Annotated in this window: 15 protein-coding genes; 13 read left to right on the top strand and 2 right to left on the bottom strand. The window is 65.9% G+C overall.

Annotated elements, in window-relative coordinates; all coding sequences use genetic code 11:
* Window positions 1-262: 262 nt before the first annotated feature.
* The 10 genes from Q7J44_RS14495 to Q7J44_RS14450 all read left to right on the top strand — a co-directional run bounded on the left by Q7J44_RS14495 (window position 263) and on the right by Q7J44_RS14450 (window position 11,176).
* Window positions 263-775 (top strand): division/cell wall cluster transcriptional repressor MraZ, encoded by a 513-nt coding sequence (locus Q7J44_RS14495; protein ID WP_304881045.1) that lies wholly within the window; start codon window positions 263-265, stop codon window positions 773-775.
* A gap of 1 nt (window position 776) precedes the next feature.
* Window positions 777-1,781, top strand: a complete 1,005-nt coding sequence (rsmH, locus tag Q7J44_RS14490; RefSeq protein WP_304881043.1) for a 16S rRNA (cytosine(1402)-N(4))-methyltransferase RsmH — start codon at window positions 777-779, stop codon at window positions 1,779-1,781.
* Entirely contained in the window at window positions 1,781-2,143 is a 363-nt protein-coding gene (locus Q7J44_RS14485) for a cell division protein FtsL (protein ID WP_304881041.1), read from the top strand. The genes rsmH and Q7J44_RS14485 overlap by 1 nt, the downstream gene beginning before the upstream one ends.
* Window positions 2,140-3,933 carry a penicillin-binding protein 2 gene (locus Q7J44_RS14480; RefSeq protein ID WP_304881039.1) on the top strand — a complete coding sequence of 598 codons (1,794 nt, stop codon included), beginning with the start codon at window positions 2,140-2,142 and terminating at the stop codon, window positions 3,931-3,933. The genes Q7J44_RS14485 and Q7J44_RS14480 overlap by 4 nt, the downstream gene beginning before the upstream one ends.
* A gap of 11 nt (window positions 3,934-3,944) precedes the next feature.
* A complete protein-coding gene (locus Q7J44_RS14475) occupies window positions 3,945-5,438 on the top strand; it encodes a UDP-N-acetylmuramoyl-L-alanyl-D-glutamate--2,6-diaminopimelate ligase (protein WP_304881038.1) in 1,494 nt (497 codons plus the stop codon).
* Complete coding sequence (murF, locus tag Q7J44_RS14470; protein WP_304881036.1) at window positions 5,438-6,886, top strand: UDP-N-acetylmuramoyl-tripeptide--D-alanyl-D-alanine ligase; 1,449 nt, start codon at window positions 5,438-5,440, stop codon at window positions 6,884-6,886. The genes Q7J44_RS14475 and murF overlap by 1 nt, the downstream gene beginning before the upstream one ends.
* On the top strand, window positions 6,887-7,969 hold the full coding sequence (gene mraY, locus Q7J44_RS14465; protein WP_304881034.1) for a phospho-N-acetylmuramoyl-pentapeptide-transferase: 1,083 nt from the start codon (window positions 6,887-6,889) through the stop codon (window positions 7,967-7,969).
* Between the two features lie 277 nt (window positions 7,970-8,246).
* Window positions 8,247-8,909 (top strand): DUF2161 domain-containing phosphodiesterase, encoded by a 663-nt coding sequence (locus tag Q7J44_RS14460; RefSeq protein WP_304881032.1) that lies wholly within the window; start codon window positions 8,247-8,249, stop codon window positions 8,907-8,909.
* A gap of 24 nt (window positions 8,910-8,933) precedes the next feature.
* Window positions 8,934-10,346 carry a UDP-N-acetylmuramoyl-L-alanine--D-glutamate ligase gene (murD, locus tag Q7J44_RS14455; protein WP_304881030.1) on the top strand — a complete coding sequence of 471 codons (1,413 nt, stop codon included), beginning with the start codon at window positions 8,934-8,936 and terminating at the stop codon, window positions 10,344-10,346.
* A 188-nt stretch (window positions 10,347-10,534) separates the two neighbouring features.
* Complete coding sequence (locus tag Q7J44_RS14450) at window positions 10,535-11,176, top strand: LysE family translocator (protein WP_304881028.1); 642 nt, start codon at window positions 10,535-10,537, stop codon at window positions 11,174-11,176.
* Window positions 11,177-11,320: 144 nt separating this feature from the next.
* Here Q7J44_RS14450 and Q7J44_RS14445 read toward each other — a convergent pair whose 3' ends face one another.
* Window positions 11,321-13,546: a primosomal protein N' gene (locus Q7J44_RS14445; RefSeq protein WP_304881026.1), complete on the bottom strand. Its 2,226-nt coding sequence runs from the start codon at window positions 13,544-13,546 to the stop codon at window positions 11,321-11,323.
* An 89-nt stretch (window positions 13,547-13,635) separates the two neighbouring features.
* Between Q7J44_RS14445 and fsa the strand changes: the two genes are divergently transcribed.
* Window positions 13,636-14,289: a fructose-6-phosphate aldolase gene (gene fsa / locus Q7J44_RS14440; RefSeq protein ID WP_304881024.1), complete on the top strand. Its 654-nt coding sequence runs from the start codon at window positions 13,636-13,638 to the stop codon at window positions 14,287-14,289.
* 42 nt (window positions 14,290-14,331) lie between these two features.
* Here the strand turns inward: fsa and Q7J44_RS14435 are convergent, their stop codons facing one another.
* Complete coding sequence (locus Q7J44_RS14435) at window positions 14,332-15,219, bottom strand: asparaginase domain-containing protein (RefSeq protein ID WP_304881022.1); 888 nt, start codon at window positions 15,217-15,219, stop codon at window positions 14,332-14,334.
* Between the two features lie 160 nt (window positions 15,220-15,379).
* Here Q7J44_RS14435 and Q7J44_RS14430 point away from each other — a divergent pair, with 160 nt between their 5' ends.
* A complete protein-coding gene (locus Q7J44_RS14430; protein ID WP_304881275.1) occupies window positions 15,380-16,072 on the top strand; it encodes a DUF484 family protein in 693 nt (230 codons plus the stop codon).
* A complete protein-coding gene (locus Q7J44_RS14425; protein WP_304881020.1) occupies window positions 16,069-16,989 on the top strand; it encodes a tyrosine recombinase XerC in 921 nt (306 codons plus the stop codon). Before Q7J44_RS14430 ends, Q7J44_RS14425 begins: the two co-directional genes overlap by 4 nt.
* The last annotated feature ends 39 nt before the right edge of the window (window positions 16,990-17,028 follow it).

The raw sequence follows: 17,028 nt of genomic DNA, 5'->3' as shown, positions 1-17,028 counted from the left end.
ACGGGCAGTACGAACAGCAGCGGCAGCTTAAGACCGCAAACAGGCGAAACAGTCAGGCTTCATACAGGCAACCCCGTTTAGACAAACAGATCCGGCGCGCGAGCGAGCAGACATCTCCCCCAGGTGGCACGCGTAGCTGGACGCCCAGCGATGGGACAGGCGGCGGATCGAGCAGTGGCAGCAGCTCGGTCCGCCGCATTCATTTCTGACCCCCCGCAAAGGGTCACATCGACGGAAAGGGACGGGCGAAAGCTCAGGCAATATGTCGGATATGTTTCGCGGTGAATACTACCAAAAGGTAGATTCCAAAGCCCGGGTCCTGATCCCGGCACCGTTCCGACGTGTCCTTGACGCCGGCGATCCCCGCACCTCCGACACCCCCCGCACCCGCATGATCATCGTCTACGGCGGCAAGAACCGCCAGTTCTGCGACTGCTATTCCATGGCGGGCGCCGATGCTCTGGCCCGCTGGGTCGAAACCATTCCCTTGGGCAGCAAAGACCGGATCAAGGCCGAACGCGACCTGATCACCCGCTCTGCCACCGTGGAAATCGACGACGATGGCCGCATCGTCCTGCCCGGCCCGGTGCGCGAAAAGCTGGGCCTGACGCCCGAGATGATCAAAGAGGGCGTCGAATCCGCGCTTGCCGGTGCGACCGACCGTTTCTCGCTGTGGCGCGGCGATGTCTACCGCGACGTGTTTGGCGATGATGACGATGACGGTGACGGCGAAGATGCCCTTGCGGTGGTTGGCCGTTACCCAAAGGTCGGGTAAGATGGCAGTGACAGGCGATCATGATCCGGGTCGCGCCCCCCATATCCCGGTGCTTTTGCGCCCCATTCTGGACCTTTGCGCGCCGATAGGCGGGCTGTGGCTGGACGGCACTTTCGGGGCAGGGGGCTATGCCCGCGCGCTGCTGGATGCCGGGGCGGATGTGATCGGCGTTGACCGCGACCCGATGGCGCTCGACATGGCGCAAAGCTGGCGCGGCACCTATGGCGACCGGCTGACGCTGGTGGCCGGCACGTTTTCCAAACTTGATACCTACGGCGAAACTCCGCTTGACGGCGTGGTGCTGGACCTTGGCGTCAGCTCGATGCAGCTGGATCAGGCCGCGCGCGGGTTTTCCTTCATGAAGGATGGCCCGCTCGACATGCGCATGTCGCAGGATGGCCCGTCCGCCGCTGATCTGGTCAACACCGCGGATGAGACCCGCATCGCCGATATCCTGTATCACTACGGCGAAGAGCGTGCCTCGCGCCGCATTGCCAAATCCATCGTCGAGCATCGCACCCGCGCGCCGATCGAGACCACCCTGCAACTGGCCGAAATCGTCGCCCGTTGTCTGCCGCGCCCCAAGCCCGGCCAAAGCCACCCGGCGACGCGCAGCTTTCAGGCCATCCGCATCGCGGTAAACACCGAATTCACCGAACTGGCCGAAGGGCTGATGGCGGCGGAACGCGCGCTGAAACCCGGCGGGCTGCTGGCCGTGGTCAGCTTCCACAGTCTGGAAGACCGGATCGTCAAACGCTTCTTCCAGCTGGCCTCGGGAACCGAGGCCAATGCCAACCGCTACGCCCCGCAAACCGCGCTGAACACCGCGCGGTTTGACATCGTGACCAAACGCGCCGTTGGTCCGGACGCGGCCGAGCTTGCCGAAAACCCGCGTGCGCGCTCGGCCAAGCTGCGCATCGGCCGCCGCACTACGGCCCCCGCCCAAAGCCTGGATCCGTCAAACCTTGGCCTGCCAGAACCGCCCCAGAAGAAAGGACGCCGCTGATGCGCCCGGTCATCTATGTGCTGTCATTTCTTGCCGTGCTGGCCCTTGGCTTCTGGGCCTACCGGGAACATTACGACACACGTCAGGTGCTGCGCGAAGTGTCCGGCCTGAACGCCGAAATCGCCAGCCTGCGCGAGGCGCTTGCCCTGCAACGTGCCGAATGGGCTTACCTCAACCGCCCCGACCGGCTGCGCGAACTGGCCTCGCTCAATTTTGAGCGGCTGGGCCTGATGCCGCTGGAACCCACCCAGTTTGGCGATGCCGCCAACCTGTCTTACCCGGCGGTCGAAGAATTCTTCGGCGATATCAATAACTCTGTCATGGTCACCGGCCAGTTGAACCCCGAGGAGGAACCGCTGTGACCCGTACCCCCCTCCGACCGCTTGCCCGCATCCTCAAGGCCCGCGCACAGGGTGAAAACCCCGATGTGATCGAGCGCGAAAACCTGCGCCTGCGCCATGAACAAAGCCGCGATGCCTCGCGCAGCCGTGCCGAAGTGCGGCTGCTGATCCTTGGCTTCACCTTCTTTGTGGCATTTTCCGCCATCGGTGCCCGCATGGGCATCGTCGCCACCACCCAGGCCGCCGAGCCGCGTTCCTTCGCCTCTGGTGCCGAAATCCTGGCCCAACGTGCCGATATCACTGACCGCAATGGCCGGGTTCTGGCCACCAACATGCTGACCCATGCGCTGTACGCGCACCCCAAGGACATGGTCGATCCGGCCCGCGTCGCCGGTGAGCTGGCCGCGATCTTCCCCGAGATGAAAGCCGACGATCTGACCCGGCGCTTCACCGACGGCCGCCGCTTCATGTGGCTGCGCAAGGTGCTCAGCCCCGAACAGATGCAGGCCGTGCATGATATCGGCGATCCGGGCCTGCTGTTCGGCCCGCGTGAAATGCGGCTGTATCCCAACGGCACGCTTGCCGCCCATGTGCTGGGCGGCACTTCTTTCGGGGCCGAAGGTGTGAACTCTGCCGAAGTCATCGGCACCGCCGGGGTAGAGCGTGCGATGGACGCCCGCCTGCGCGACCCGGCCCTGTCGGCAACACCGCTGGAACTGTCCATCGACCTGACAGTGCAGGCCGCGGTCGAGGAAATCCTTGACGCCGGCATCACCATGATGAACGCCAAGGGTGGCGCTGCCATCATCATGGACGTGAAAACCGGCGAGATCCTGTCGCTGGCCAGCCTTCCTGCCTTTGATCCCAACAACCGCCCCAACCCGGTTTTGCCAAAGGATGCCGAACCCGGTGACAGCCCGCTGTTCAACCGCGCGGTGCAGGGGGTCTATGAACTCGGCTCCACCTTCAAGATATTTGCCATCGCGCAGGCAATGGAACTGGGTCTGGTGGGGCCCGACACCATGGTTGACGGCGATGCGCCCATGCAATGGGGCAAGCACCGGATTCGTGAATTTCAGAACAAGAACTACGGCCCGCTGCTGACCGTCACCGATGTCATCGTGAAATCATCGAACGTCGGTACCGCAAGGCTGGCCCTGCAGATCGGCGGATTGCGCCAGCAGGCTTTCCTGAAATCGCTGGGCTTTTTCGAGGCGACCCCGATCGAGCTGACCGAAGCCCCGGGTGCAAAGCCGCTGCTGCCTGCCCGCTGGCCCGATATCGTGACCATCACCACATCTTATGGTCACGGGATGTCAGCCAGCCCGCTGCACCTTGCCGCCGCCTATGCGACCATTGCAAACGGGGGAATCACCGTAAAGCCGACGATCATCAAACAGACCGGCCCGCGCCCCGGCGTCCGGGTGATGCGCGAAGATGTGGCCGATGCGTCGGTCAAGATGCTGCGCGCCGTCGTCACCAAAGGCACCGCCAGCATGGCAGAGGTGCCGGGTTATGAGGTCGCGGGCAAGACCGGCACCGCCGACAAGCCAAAGCGCACCGGCGGCTATTACAAAGACAAGGTGATCAACACCTTCGCGTCGGTCTTCCCGGCTTCGGACCCGCGCTATGTGGTGCTGGTCACGCTGGATGAACCCGTGGAAACCTCCGGCACCGAACCCCGCCGCACCGCGGGCTGGACTTCGGTTCCGGTCGCGGCCGAGATCACAAGACGCATCGCCCCCCTGCTGGATATCCGTCCGATGGTTGAAGCGCCCCCCCTTGATGGGCTAACAGCCGTCCGGAACTGAGGGAACATGACATGGCACCGCACCGGGCAAATCCGCGCGCAACCCGCCGCGCGACACTGGCAGATCTGGGACTGACGCCCCGGGCCGGGGCAAACCCGGTCATCATCGGCCTTACGGTCGACAGCCGGGCGGTGCAGCCCGGCTTTCTCTTTGCCGCGCTGCCCGGCAGCCGGGTGCACGGCGCAAGTTTTGCCGCCACTGCGATAGACCAGGGGGCCGCCGCCATCCTCACCGACGCCGCCGGGGCCCGCCTGCTGCCCGCAGGGCCTACCCCCGTCGTGGTCGTCGAAGACGCGCGCGAGGCCTTGGCCCGCGCCGCCAGCCTGTGGTTCATGGACCAACCCGCCCGCATGGTGGCCGTCACCGGCACCAATGGCAAAACCTCTGTCGCCACATTCACCCGCCAGATCTGGGAAGCGCTGGACCATCCCGCCATCAACATCGGCACCACCGGGGTAGAGGGCGCATGGACCGCGCCCTCGGCCCACACCACGCCAGACGCCATCACCCTGCACGCCATGCTGGCGCAGGCCGCAGGCGCAGGCGTGACCCATGGCGCGATGGAGGCCTCGTCTCATGGCCTCGACCAGCGCCGGATGGACGGCGTGCGCCTGTGTGCTGCCGGGTTCACCAACCTGACGCAGGATCATCTGGACTATCACCACACGATGGAGGCCTATCTGCAGGCCAAAGCCGCCCTGTTCACCCGCCTCTTGCCCGATGACGCGGTGGCCGTGGTCAACCTGAACGGCGCGCATGGGTCTGATATCGTGACGCTGTGTCTGGATCGCGGTCTGCCGACCATGACCATCGGCCACGGACAGGGCGCAGACCTGCGCCTTTTGTCCCAACGCTATGATGCCACCGGACAGGACCTGCGCTTTGCGTGGCAAGGTCAGCCCCACATGACCCGCCTGAACCTTGTCGGCGGGTTTCAGGCGGAAAACGTGGCCCTTGCGGCGGGCCTCGCCATCGCCTCGGGCGATGACCCGCAAGCGGTCTTCGCTACCCTGCCGAAACTGACCGGCGTGCGCGGCCGCATGCAGCTTGCCGCCACCCGCAGCAACGGTGCTGCGGTCTATGTCGATTACGCCCACACGCCCGACGCGATTGAAACCGCCCTGCGCGCCCTGCGCCCGCATGTCATGGGCCGTATCATCATCGTCTTCGGGGCAGGCGGCGACCGCGATACCAGCAAGCGCCCCCTCATGGGGGCAGCCGCCGCGGCTCATGCCGATGTGCTCTACGTCACCGATGACAACCCCCGCTCTGAAGACCCCGCCAGCATCCGCGCCGCCATCATGGCCGCCTGTCCCGACGCGACCGAGGTCGGCGACCGCGCCGAAGCCATCCTGCGCGGCGTCGATGCCCTGCAACCGGGCGACGCCCTGCTGATCGCGGGCAAGGGGCACGAAACCGGCCAGACCATCGCCGGGCAGGTCTACCCGTTCGATGATGTCGAACAGGCCAGCGTCGCCGTCGCCGCCCTCGACGGGGTGATCTGATGGCCCCCGCACCGCTCTGGACCTCTGCCGATGCCGTGACGGCCACCGGCGGCAGCACCACCGCCGCATGGCAGGCCAGCGGCGTGTCGATCGACACGCGAACCCTGCAATCGGGCGACCTGTTCGTGGCCCTCAAGGACGCGCGCGACGGCCATGATTTCGTAGCGCAGGCCCTGAAAAAAGGGGCCGCGAGCGCCCTCGTGACCCACCGCCCCGAAGGCGTCGCCAAAGACGCCCCGCTGCTGATCGTCCCGGACGTGCTGCAAGCGCTTGAACATCTCGGCACCTTTGCCCGTGCCCGCACCCGTGCCAGGGTCGTCGGCGTCACCGGATCGGTCGGCAAGACCAGCACCAAGGACATGCTGCGCGCCATCCTTGGCGGGCAGGGCCACGTTCACGCGGCCGAGGCCAGCTATAACAACCACTGGGGCGTGCCGCTGACCCTTGCCCGCATGCCCGCAGACACCGATTTTGCGGTGATCGAAATCGGCATGAGCCACCCCGGCGAAATCGCCCCGCTCGCCCGTATGGCGCAGCCACATGTGATCCTGATCACCATCGTCGCCCCTGCGCATCTGGAGGCGTTCCCGGATGTCGACGCCATCGCGCATGAAAAAGCCGCCATCATCGATGGCCTGCTGCCCGGCGGTACCGCGATTCTGAACGCCGATTTGCCGACCACCCCCATCCTGCTGGCCAAAGCCGCCGCCAGCGGTGCCAGGGCGGTCCTGTTCGGCACCGCCCCCGGCGCGCACTATCATATGGATCACGCCGATATCACCGAGGACGCCACCGTCATCCGCGCCACCCGCAACGGCACGCCCCTGCTGTTCAAGGTCCGCACCCCCGGCAGGCATTTCGCACTCAACGCGCTTGGCGCGCTCGCCGTCGCCGATGCGCTGGGGTGTGATCCGGCACTGGCCGCCTGCGACATCGGCAACTGGCAGCCCCCTGCCGGGCGTGGGACCCGCGAAACCATCCAGCTTGACCGTGTTGATGAAACCAGCTTTCAGCTGATTGACGACGCGTTCAACGCCAATCCCGCGTCTATGGCCGCCAGCCTCGATGTCCTCATCGCCGCACAGCCCGAAAACGGCGTTGGCCGGGTGGGGCAGGGCCGCCGCATCGCCATCCTTGGCGACATGCTGGAGCTTGGCCCGTCCGAGACCGCCCTGCACGCCGCCATCGCCCGCCATCCGGGGCTGGATGCCATCCACACCATCCATTGCGTCGGCCCACGTATGCGCGCCCTGCACGCCGCCCTCCCGCGTGCACAGCGCGGCGAATGGGCGGAAACCGCCCCCGACCTCGCCGCCCACGCCCGCCAGCTGGTGGACGCAGGCGATATCATTCTCGTCAAAGGCTCAAAGGGATCAAAGGTCAGCCTCGTCGTTGACGCCCTGCGCAAAATGGGCCAAGGCAACGCCCCAACAGAAGGGACCGCCTGAATGCTGTATCTGCTGACCGAGTTTTCCGGGGGGGGCGATGTTTTCAACCTCTTCCGCTACATTACCTTCCGCGCCGGCGGCGCCTTCCTGACGGCGCTGGTCTTTGGCTTCATGTTCGGTCAGCCGCTGATCAACATCCTGCGCCGCAAGCAGGGCAAGGGCCAGCCGATCCGCGATGACGGCCCGGCCTCGCATTTCATCAAGGCCGGCACCCCCACCATGGGCGGCCTCCTGATCCTGTCGGCGCTGTTGTTTTCCACCCTGCTCTGGGCGCGGCTCGACAACCCCTATGTCTGGATCGTGCTGCTGGTCACCCTTGCATTCGGCCTGATCGGCTTTGCCGATGATTATGCCAAGGTCACCAAACAGACCACAAAGGGCGTCTCGGGCAAGGTCCGCTTTTCCGCCGGTCTGGTGATCGCGGCGCTCGCCACCTTCGCCGCCGCCAGCTTCCACCCGCCTGAACTGACCAGCCAGCTGGCCTTTCCCTTCCTGAAAGACCTGCTGCTGAACATGTCGTTCTTTTTCATCCCCTTCGGGATGATCGTCATCGTCGGCTCTGCCAATGCGGTGAACCTGACCGACGGGCTGGACGGCCTTGCCATCATGCCGGTAATGATCGCGGCAGGCACCTTTGGCGTGATCGCCTATGTGGTCGGCAACTTCAATTACACCACCTATCTGGGTGTCCACTTCGTGCCCGGCACCGGCGAACTGCTGATCTTCTGCGCCGCCCTGTTCGGCGGCGGCATGGGCTTTCTGTGGTACAACGCCCCCCCGGCAGCGGTGTTCATGGGCGACACCGGCAGCCTCGCCCTTGGCGGAGCGCTGGGGGCCATCGCGGTCTGCACCAAGCACGAAATCGTCCTCGCCATCGTCGGCGGCCTGTTCGTGGTCGAGGCGCTGTCAGTCATCATCCAGGTGCTCTACTTCAAAAGCACCGGCAAACGCGTGTTCCTGATGGCCCCGATCCACCACCATTTCGAAAAGAAAGGCTGGGCCGAACCCCAGATCGTGATCCGCTTCTGGATCATCAGCCTGATCCTCGCGCTGATCGGTCTGGCAACTCTGAAGGTACGGTAGCCAGTACACCGGCAGCCCGACTGCCACCCCAAGGTGGGTGAACCCGGGGCTTTGCCCCGGAACCACCCACCTGAATGGCGCATCCAGACAACCGCCGTAGGGTGGGGTTCACCCCGCCACCCTTGCCCCCGACCCTTGCAACCCCCCATCAAACCCGCCATCCTTTCCCCACGGACCCGGCCCGCTTTGTCTCCCCAATCATTAAATTTTCTTAACATCAAAAACCCAAACCCTTGATATCATTGATCCCGCATCCCTGTAACACAGTGGACACCCCTTGCGCGAAGCTGACCTCTACCTCCCCGTCAAAGCCTTCCTCGAAGCGCAGGGCTATACCGTCAAGGCCGAGGTCGGGGCGGCGGATGTGATGGCCTGCCGCGACCCGGACCCTCCGGTGATCGTCGAGCTGAAAACCGCCCTCAACCTGCCCCTGATCCTGCAGGGGGTGGCGCGGCAGGGGCTGTTTGACCACGTCTACCTCGCCGTGCCCCAGCCCGCAAAATGGACCCATCGCTACCGCGACCTGACCGCCCTTTTGCGCCGGCTCGGTCTCGGCCTGCTGACCATCCACGACGGCCGGGTCGAACCGCACCTTGATCCCGGCCCCTATCAACCCCGCAAGAACGCCGCCAAAGCCGCCCGCCTGCTGCGCGAGTTCCACAAGCGGCAGGGCGACCCCAACACCGGTGGCACCACCCGGGTCAAACGGATGACCGCCTACCGTCAGGACGCCCTGCGCCTCGCCGCCGCCCTGAGTGTCCTGCCCGAAGGCACCAGCCCGGCGGCACTGGCCAAGGCCACCGGGATCGCGCGGGCAGGCGCGATCCTGCGCGACAATCACTACGGCTGGTTCGACCACCCGGCCAAGGGCCGCTACACGCTGTCCCCCGCAGGCAAAGCCGCCCTCTTCCAAGATGGGCCGCCATCCCCTATCGGGTGAGGGTCAATTCAGAAGGGGCGGCATATGATTCCAGTCAAGGGCTACGCAGGCGCAAAGGTCGCCGTTCTGGGCCTCGGCCGTTCCGGCCTCGCCACCGCCCGCGCGCTGATCGCGGGGGAGGCACGACCGCTGCTGTGGGACGACAGCCCCGAGGCGCGGGCAACAGCCGAGGCAGAGGGCTTCACCCTTACCGATCTGTCGCGCGCGGGCGCCTTCGACGGGGTGGCCTGCCTGATCACCAGCCCTGGCATCCCGCATCTCTACCCCGCCCCCCACAAGATCCTCGCCCGCGCGCTGGAGGCGGGGGTGCCGGTCGACAATGACATCGGCCTGTTCTTTCGCAGCTTTGCCGCCTCGGACTGGGAGGAGTTTGAGACCATGCCCCGCGTGGTCTGCGTGACCGGATCGAACGGCAAATCCACCACCACGGCTCTGATCCACCACATTCTGGAGGTCGCGGGCCGCCCCGTGCAGATGGCGGGCAACATCGGCAAGGGGGTGCTGTCGATCGACCCGGCGCAGGATGGCGAGGTGGTGGTGCTGGAACTGTCCAGCTATCAGACCGATCTGGCCCGCGCGCTGACCCCGGATGTGGCGGTCTTCACCAACCTGTCGCCCGACCATCTGGACCGGCACCACGGCATGGGGGGCTATTTCGCGGCCAAGCGGCGGCTGTTTGCCGAAGGCGGCCCCGATCGCGCGGTGATCGGGGTGGATGAGGTGGAGGGCCAGTTTCTGGCCAATCAGATGGGCATGGGCCCGCTGGATGACCGGGTGATCCGGATCTCGTCCGGCCAGAAGCTGGACCAGTTCGGGTGGAGCGTCTTTGCCCGCAAGGGCTTCCTGTCGGAATGGCGCAAGGGGCGGCAGGTGGCCAGCATTGACCTGCGCGAGGTCCCGGGCCTGCCCGGTGCCCACAACCACCAGAACGCCTGCGCCGCCTATGCGGCAGCCCGCGCCCTGGGCATCGCGCCCAAGCTGATTGAAGGGGCGTTCGCCACCTTCGCCGGGCTGCCGCACCGCAGCCAGCTGGTGGGAGAGCGCGGCGGCGTGCGCTTCATCAACGATTCGAAGGCCACCAATGTGGACAGCGCGGCCAAGGCCTTGCAGGCCTTTCCGGCGATCCGCTGGATTGCGGGGGGCATGGGCAAGGACGGCGGGATCGCCGCGTTGCAGCCGTTCCTTGGCCCGGTGGTGAAGGCCTATCTGATCGGCCACTCGGCCCGCGACTTTGCCCTGCAACTGGGCGACACCCCGCATGAGATCTGCGGGACCATGGCACAGGCAGTGGCCCGCGCGGCGGAGGAGGCGGTACCGGGTGAGGTGGTGCTGCTGGCCCCGGCGGCGGCCAGTTTCGACCAGTACCCCAACTTTGAAAAACGGGGTGAGGATTTCATGGCGCAGGTGAAGGCGGTGACCGGAACTGCCGGGGACTGACGGGGCGTTCAGGGGCGGCTCAGGCCTGCGGGTGGCCCCGGGTGCAACACAGGGGGAAGACAGTCGATTGAGGAATATCAATGGGTTGGACTTTTGATCTTGCGACAGGTTTCACGAATTGATTGCAGTCTGGCGGTCTGTTTCATAGCATACCCTGCAGACCATGCGCGCGGATGACGGGGGCAAAGATGCCGGAGCTGACAATGCTGATGACCTATCTGGCAGTGCTGGTCGGCTTTGTGTTCTTTCCCGGCCCGTCGATCCTGCTGACGCTGGCGCGGGCCAGCACTTCGGGCACCCGGGCCGGGGTGGCGACCAGCCTTGGCATCGGCTTTGGTGATGTGATCCATACCGTGCTGGCAGTGGTCGGCGTTTCGGCGGTGATCATGGCCTCGGCCCAGGCTTTCATGGTGATAAAGCTGCTGGGCGCAGGCTATCTGATCTATATCGGGCTGCGCAGCCTGCTGGAAAAGGCACCTGCACCGGGTCAGCATAGGGTGGGTCAGCAGCCGGTGACCCCCATCACGCCCGCTGCCGCCTTCCGGCAGGCCTGTCTGGCCGAGGTGCTGAACCCGAAATCTGCCATGTTCTTCCTTGCCTTCCTGCCGCAATTCGTGGTGCCCGCCCAAGGCAATGTCGCGCTGCAACTGCTGGTGCTGGGCCTGTTGTTTGTAGGGGTCGGAACGGCGGCGACGCTGCTGGTGGCTGCCTGCGCCGGCACGATCAGCGGTGCCCTGCAGCGCCACCCGGGGATTCAGCGCTGGCAGGGCAAGGTGATCGGCACGCTGTATTGCGCGCTCGGCCTGCGGCTGGCCTTTCAGCAACGATAAACTGCAGCGCCAGCCAGCGGCACAGCGCCCCGCACGGATCAGCTGGCGTCCTACACCGCAGCAAGGGCGTGCCCTATGGCATTGCACCTTTTCCAAATACTCCCGCGCGGAGCGCTCCCGCACTCAGCAGACTGCGCAACCGCGTCAGTAAAAACTCTGTGGATCAATGTCGATCGCCAGCCGCACATTGGTGGGCAGCTTCACCTGCGCCACCCAATCCGACAGCGCGGCCTGCAGGCTGGTGCCCTTGTCGGCCTTGACCAGCAGCCGCACCCGGTGGCGGCCACGGACGCGGGCGATGGGGGCGGGGGCGGGGCCGAAGACCTGCGCGCCGATCCGGCGCAGGGGGGCGTCGCGGCGGGCGAGTTCGCCGCCAAGATCAAAGACTTGGGCCACATCGGGGCCTGACAGGATGATGCCGGCCATCCGGCCATAGGGCGGCACACCTGCGGCCTGTCGCTCGGCGGCTTCGGCCTTCCAGAACGCCTCTTCATCGCCGCCAAGGATGGCGCGGATCACCGGGTGGTCAGGCTGGTGGGTTTGCAGCAGCGCCGTCCCGCGCAATTCGGCCCGGCCTGCGCGGCCCGCGACCTGCCGCATCAGCTGAAAGGTGCGCTCGGCTGCCCGCAGGTCAGACCCCTGCAACCCGAGGTCGGCGTCTATGACGCCGACGAGGGTCAGCAGGGGGAAGTTGTGGCCCTTGGCGACAATCTGGGTGCCGATGATGATATCTGCCCCGCCCTCTGCGATCACCCCGATCTGCGCTTTCAGCGTGCGGGCCGATCCGAACAGGTCAGACGACAGCACCGCCACGCGGGCATCGGGGAAACGGGCGGTGACCTCTTCGGCCAGCCGCTCGACGCCGGGGCCGACGGCGGCCATCTTGCCCTCGACCTTGCAGGCGGGGCAGGTGGTGGGCACGGGTTTGGTGGCCCCGCACTGGTGGCAGACAAGGCGCTTGAGAAAGCGGTGCTCTACCATCCGCGCGTCGCAATGGTCGCAGCCGACCTGATGGCCGCAGGCGCGGCAAAGGGTAATCGGGGCGTATCCGCGGCGGTTGAGGAACAACAGCGACTGTTCGCCCTTTGCCACCCGGTCAGTGACGGCGGCGGCAAGGCTGGGGGAGATGAAGCGGTCATTGCTCAGCGATTCCCCCCGCATGTCGATGGCGCGCATCTCAGGCATTTCCGCCGCGCCATAGCGGGCGCTGAGGTTCAGGCGCAGGTATTTGCCGGCATCGGCATTGGCCCAGGATTCAAGGCTGGGCGTGGCCGAGGCCAGGACCACCGGGCAACCCTGAATGGCACCGCGCAGCACCGCCATGTCGCGGGCGTTATACAGCACGCCTTCCTCTTGCTTGTACGAGGTGTCGTGTTCTTCATCCACCACGATCAGGCCAAGATCCTGAAACGGCAGGAACAGGGCCGAACGTGCGCCCACCACGAAAGACGCTCCCCCTTCGGCCACCATGCGCCACATGCGTCGGCGTTCGGTCATGGTCACACCGGAATGCCATTCGGCGGGCCGCGCGCCAAAGCGGGCCTGCACGCGGGTCAGGAAATCGGCGGTCAGCGCGATTTCCGGCAGCAGGACAAGGGCTTGCCGGTGCTGGCGCAGGCATTCGGCGACGGCCTCAAGGTAGACTTCGGTTTTGCCTGATCCGGTAACGCCTTTCAGCAGGGTGCAGGAGTAATCGCCCCGGTCCACCGCTGCGACCAGTGCGTCGCCTGCGGCGATCTGGTCGCCCGCAAGACGACCATCGGCATTGGCGTTCAGCGGCGGGTAGGGGGTGTCTTTGGGCGCGTCTTCTTCGGCCAGCACGCCTTTGGCGACAAGGCCCTTGACCACCGATGCGGTGCAGCCCGCCGCTTCGGTCAATTCGGCCAGCGTCACGGATGCACCGCCGTAATCGCGCAGCGCCTCGATCACCCGGAAGCGGGCGTCGGTCAGCTGGTTCGGCACTGGCCCCGCAAGGCGGTAGACGCGGCGGGTGGCGGCACCCGACATCAGCCCCGGCGCGCGGGTGGCAAGGCGCAGCATGGCGGGCAGCGGGGTCAGGGTATAATCGGCAGCGCGGGTCAGGAAACTGCGCAATTCGGCCCGCATCGGGCGGGCATCCAGCACGCGCGACACGCTGCGCAGTTTGGCGGGATCATAGGTGCCTTCCCCCGGACCCCAGACCACACCGAGAATTTTGCGCGGCCCCAGCGGCACCTCGACCAGATCGCCGTCGCCGCAGCCGCCTTCCGGCGCGCGGTAATCCAGCACGCCGGGGCCTGTGCGCCCCAGCGCCTCGGTGATCAGCACGCCGACGGTCTGGCCCGGCGCATAGGTTCTGTCCGGTGTCCGATCTGTGACTGTTAGCGCCATCACCCGTCTTTCGTTTTTGATGTTGATGGGGTAAACCCCCACAGACCCTGTCGCAACCCCCCGCCGAACCCTATCGAAGGACGCGCCCCATGAGATTTTTCGTAGATACCGCCGATGTCGCGGCAATTGCCGAGCTGAACGACCTTGGCATGGTCGATGGTGTGACCACCAACCCGTCGCTGATCCTGAAATCCGGCCGCAATATTCTGGAGGTGACGAAAGAGATCTGTTCGATCGTTTCTGGCCCGGTGTCCGCCGAAGTGGTGGCGCTGAAGGCCGAGGACATGATCGCCGAAGGCCGCAAACTGGCCGAGATCGCCGAGAACATTGCCGTCAAGGTGCCCCTGACATGGGACGGGCTGAAAACCTGTAAAGTGCTGTCTGATGATGGTCTTATGGTCAACGTCACCTTGTGCTTTTCCGCCAATCAGGCGCTGCTGGCCGCCAAGGCCGGGGCGACCTTCATCAGCCCGTTCATCGGGCGGCTGGATGACATCAACCTCGACGGGCTGGAGCTGATCAGCGACATCCGCCAGATCTATGACAACTACGGCTTTGACACGCAGATTCTGGCAGCCTCGATCCGCACGGCGAACCATGTCACCCAATGCGCACTGATCGGGGCCGATGTGATGACCGCGCCGCCATCGGTGATCAAGGCGTTGGCAACCCATGTGCTGACCGAAAAAGGGCTGGACCAGTTCACCAAGGATTGGGCGCAGACGGGTCAGAAGATCATCTGAGGCCAGCCAGCCCCCCGACCCCCCAAGGGGGAGGGGGGCGGTTCAGGACAAGGCCAGCCATAGACGTGCAAGCGCCAGCTCTGCCGTCTCGCCCGCGCCGTTTTCCACTCCGGCAGACCAGAGTGCAGCCCCGGCTGCATAGGCGGCGGGCTCCAGCCCGCCGTTTTCGCATTGGCTGACCGCGCGCAGGCGGCCGCCGCGGGCGACGGCGCTGCGCAGGGCGTCGATGATGGCGGGGTCCTGCATCATGGTGCCCGCGCCAAACACCCGCAGCACTGCGCCATCCAGTTCGCCCAGTGCAGCGTTGAGTGCTGCGGCGGGCAGGCCGGGCGAGAGCGACAGGATCGCCAGTCTGCGGTCGGCAAAGCGGCGCGCGGGTGTTGGCAGCCGTTCCTGCGGGATGCTGCGGAAGGCATCCGCCGCGTGGCTGTCTTGCTTCACCAGCCCGGCGGCGGGCAACAGGCGGCCTGCAAAGGCCAGCCAGACCCCCGCCGGGGCACTGAGTGCGGAGATAAGCGCCAGCGTCAGGTTCGCCTCGGCATCGCCGCCGGTGTTCAGGGGGGCCATCGATCCGCACAGGATGACCGGCAGCCGCGCATCGGACAGGGCGGCGGACAGGGCAGCACCCGTATAGGCCATGGTGTCGGTGCCGTGCACGACAATCACGGCCTGACCCTTCCATGCGTCAATCCGGCCCAGCATGTGGTTCCAGTCGGCGGGGCGGATGTTGGCGCTGTCGATCAGGGGGGTGAACTGTTCCACCGTCACCGCAACGCCCGCCGGGGTCAGCACTGGAAGGGCGGCTTCCAGCACACCGGGGCCGGGTTGCAGACCGGCGGGGCCGGGCACCATCCCGATGGTGCCGCCGGTATAGAGGATCAGAAGGCCGGGTGATCCTTCGGGACTGGGCCCGCCCTGAAAACTGGACATCGTGTCGTCTCCGCGCATGTGACCGGCGCGACATATCAGATACAGGGCGGCGGCGGAATGCGGGCGGGCCTGCGGCCTGCAGGCGTAAAATCTTCCCTATCCGGGGCACTTGCCGTTATCATCGCAAGCAAATCACCCAAAAGAACCGGGCAGAGTGACCATGATCGAACAAGACCTGCGTGACCGTATCATTGCCGAACCCGAGACGATTCTGGAGGACCGCGATCTGATGGCGGCCCTGATCGGGGCCAATGAACGGGCCATGGGCAGCAATATCGTCGATCTGCGCGGCATCGCGATGGAGCGGCTGGAAAACCGGCTGGACCGGCTGGAAGACACCCACCGCACGGTGATTGCGGCGGCCTATGAAAACCTTGCCGGGACCAATCAGGTGCACCGGGCGATCCTGCAGATGCTGGACCCGCTGAGCTTTGAGGATTTTCTGAAAAACCTGTCCACCGATGTGGCGGCAACCCTGCGGGTGGACTGCATCCGGCTGGTGCTGGAATCGGTGCAGGATTCTGAGGACCCGGCGCTGCGCAAGCTGGGGGAAGTGCTGTTCGTGGCCGAACCGGGGTTCGTGGGCGACTATCTGACAGGTGGGCGCAATGTGCCGTTGCGCCCGGTCACGCTGCGCCAGACCATCCCGTCGTCGGATGCGATTTATGGTGACCGGGCGGGCTGGATACGGTCCGAGGCGCTGCTGAAGCTGGATTTCGGCAAGGGGCGCCTTCCGGGAATGCTGGTGCTGGGGGCGGAGGACCCGCATCAGTTCAAATCGACCCACGGCACCGATCTGCTGGCGCATTTCGCGGGTGTGTTTGAACGGACCATGCGCCGCTGGCTGTCGTGACTGCGATATCTCCACAGGTGCGGGACGCGTTGGCCACATGGAGCCAGCAGTTGTCGGCCATCCATGGGGCGGCACAGAATACCGTGACCGCCTATCTGCGCGACGTGACCGGATATCTGCAGTTTCTGGCGATCCATCGCGGCGGAACCGAGGGGCTGGCGGGGCTTGCCAGCCTGCCGCAGGGCGATCTGCGGGCGTGGATGGCGCATGAACGGGCGCGCGGGGTGTCGGCGCGGTCATTGGCGCGGGCGTTGAGTTCGGTGAAAAGCTTTACCGCCTGGGTGGCGGACCGGGCGGGCGCGGATGCGACCACAGTGCTGTCGGCGCGCGCGCCACGCTTCAAGCGCAAGCTGCCGCGCCCGCTGTCGGTAAGCGGCGCGCAGGATATGATCGACACGGTGGCCGATCAGGGGCGCGACGACTGGGTCGGTGCGCGTGACAGGGCGGTGCTGACGCTGCTTTACGGCTGCGGCTTGCGGATATCCGAGGCGCTTGGTCTGACCGGGGCGGCGCATCCGCTGCCCGAGGTGTTGCGGATCACCGGCAAGGGCAACAAGACCCGGCTGGTGCCGGTGCTGCCCGTCGCGCGGGCGGCGGTGGCTGATTATGTGCGGCTGTGCCCCTTTGATCTGGACGCTGGTCAGGCGCTGTTTCGCGGTGCGCGTGGCGGGCCGCTGAACCCAAGGCTGATCTCGGCGGTGATGGAGCAGGCGCGGATGCAGCTGGGCCTGTCCGCGACCGCGACGCCGCATGCAATGCGCCACAGCTTTGCCACGCATCTGCTGTCGGCCGGGGGTGATCTGCGCGCGATACAGGAATTGCTGGGCCATGCGTCGCTGTCGACGACGCAGGTTTATACGGCAGTTGATGCGGCAAGGCTGATGGAAGTGTATGAAAAGGCGCATCCCCGCGCCTGACTGGTTGCACCCGCGCGCGGATTGGGCCATCAAACCGTG

The sequence above is a fragment of the Pseudotabrizicola sp. genome, from assembly GCF_030656345.1.
Taxonomy (GTDB): Bacteria; Pseudomonadota; Alphaproteobacteria; order Rhodobacterales; family Rhodobacteraceae; genus Pseudotabrizicola.
The sequence above is the reverse complement of the archived record's forward strand: the minus strand, read 5'-3'. Positions and strand labels throughout refer to the sequence as shown.

Coding starts and splice junctions, on each gene's coding strand:
- Q7J44_RS14495 (WP_304881045.1), top strand. CDS start 263: ATGTCGGATATGTTTCGCGGTGAATACTACCAAAAGGTAGATTCCAAA.
- rsmH (WP_304881043.1), top strand. CDS start 777: ATGGCAGTGACAGGCGATCATGATCCGGGTCGCGCCCCCCATATCCCG.
- Q7J44_RS14485 (WP_304881041.1), top strand. CDS start 1,781: ATGCGCCCGGTCATCTATGTGCTGTCATTTCTTGCCGTGCTGGCCCTT.
- Q7J44_RS14475 (WP_304881038.1), top strand. CDS start 3,945: ATGGCACCGCACCGGGCAAATCCGCGCGCAACCCGCCGCGCGACACTG.
- murF (WP_304881036.1), top strand. CDS start 5,438: ATGGCCCCCGCACCGCTCTGGACCTCTGCCGATGCCGTGACGGCCACC.
- mraY (WP_304881034.1), top strand. CDS start 6,887: ATGCTGTATCTGCTGACCGAGTTTTCCGGGGGGGGCGATGTTTTCAAC.
- murD (WP_304881030.1), top strand. CDS start 8,934: ATGATTCCAGTCAAGGGCTACGCAGGCGCAAAGGTCGCCGTTCTGGGC.
- Q7J44_RS14450 (WP_304881028.1), top strand. CDS start 10,535: ATGCCGGAGCTGACAATGCTGATGACCTATCTGGCAGTGCTGGTCGGC.
- Q7J44_RS14445 (WP_304881026.1), bottom strand. CDS start 13,546: ATGGCGCTAACAGTCACAGATCGGACACCGGACAGAACCTATGCGCCG.
- fsa (WP_304881024.1), top strand. CDS start 13,636: ATGAGATTTTTCGTAGATACCGCCGATGTCGCGGCAATTGCCGAGCTG.
- Q7J44_RS14435 (WP_304881022.1), bottom strand. CDS start 15,219: ATGTCCAGTTTTCAGGGCGGGCCCAGTCCCGAAGGATCACCCGGCCTT.
- Q7J44_RS14430 (WP_304881275.1), top strand. CDS start 15,380: ATGATCGAACAAGACCTGCGTGACCGTATCATTGCCGAACCCGAGACG.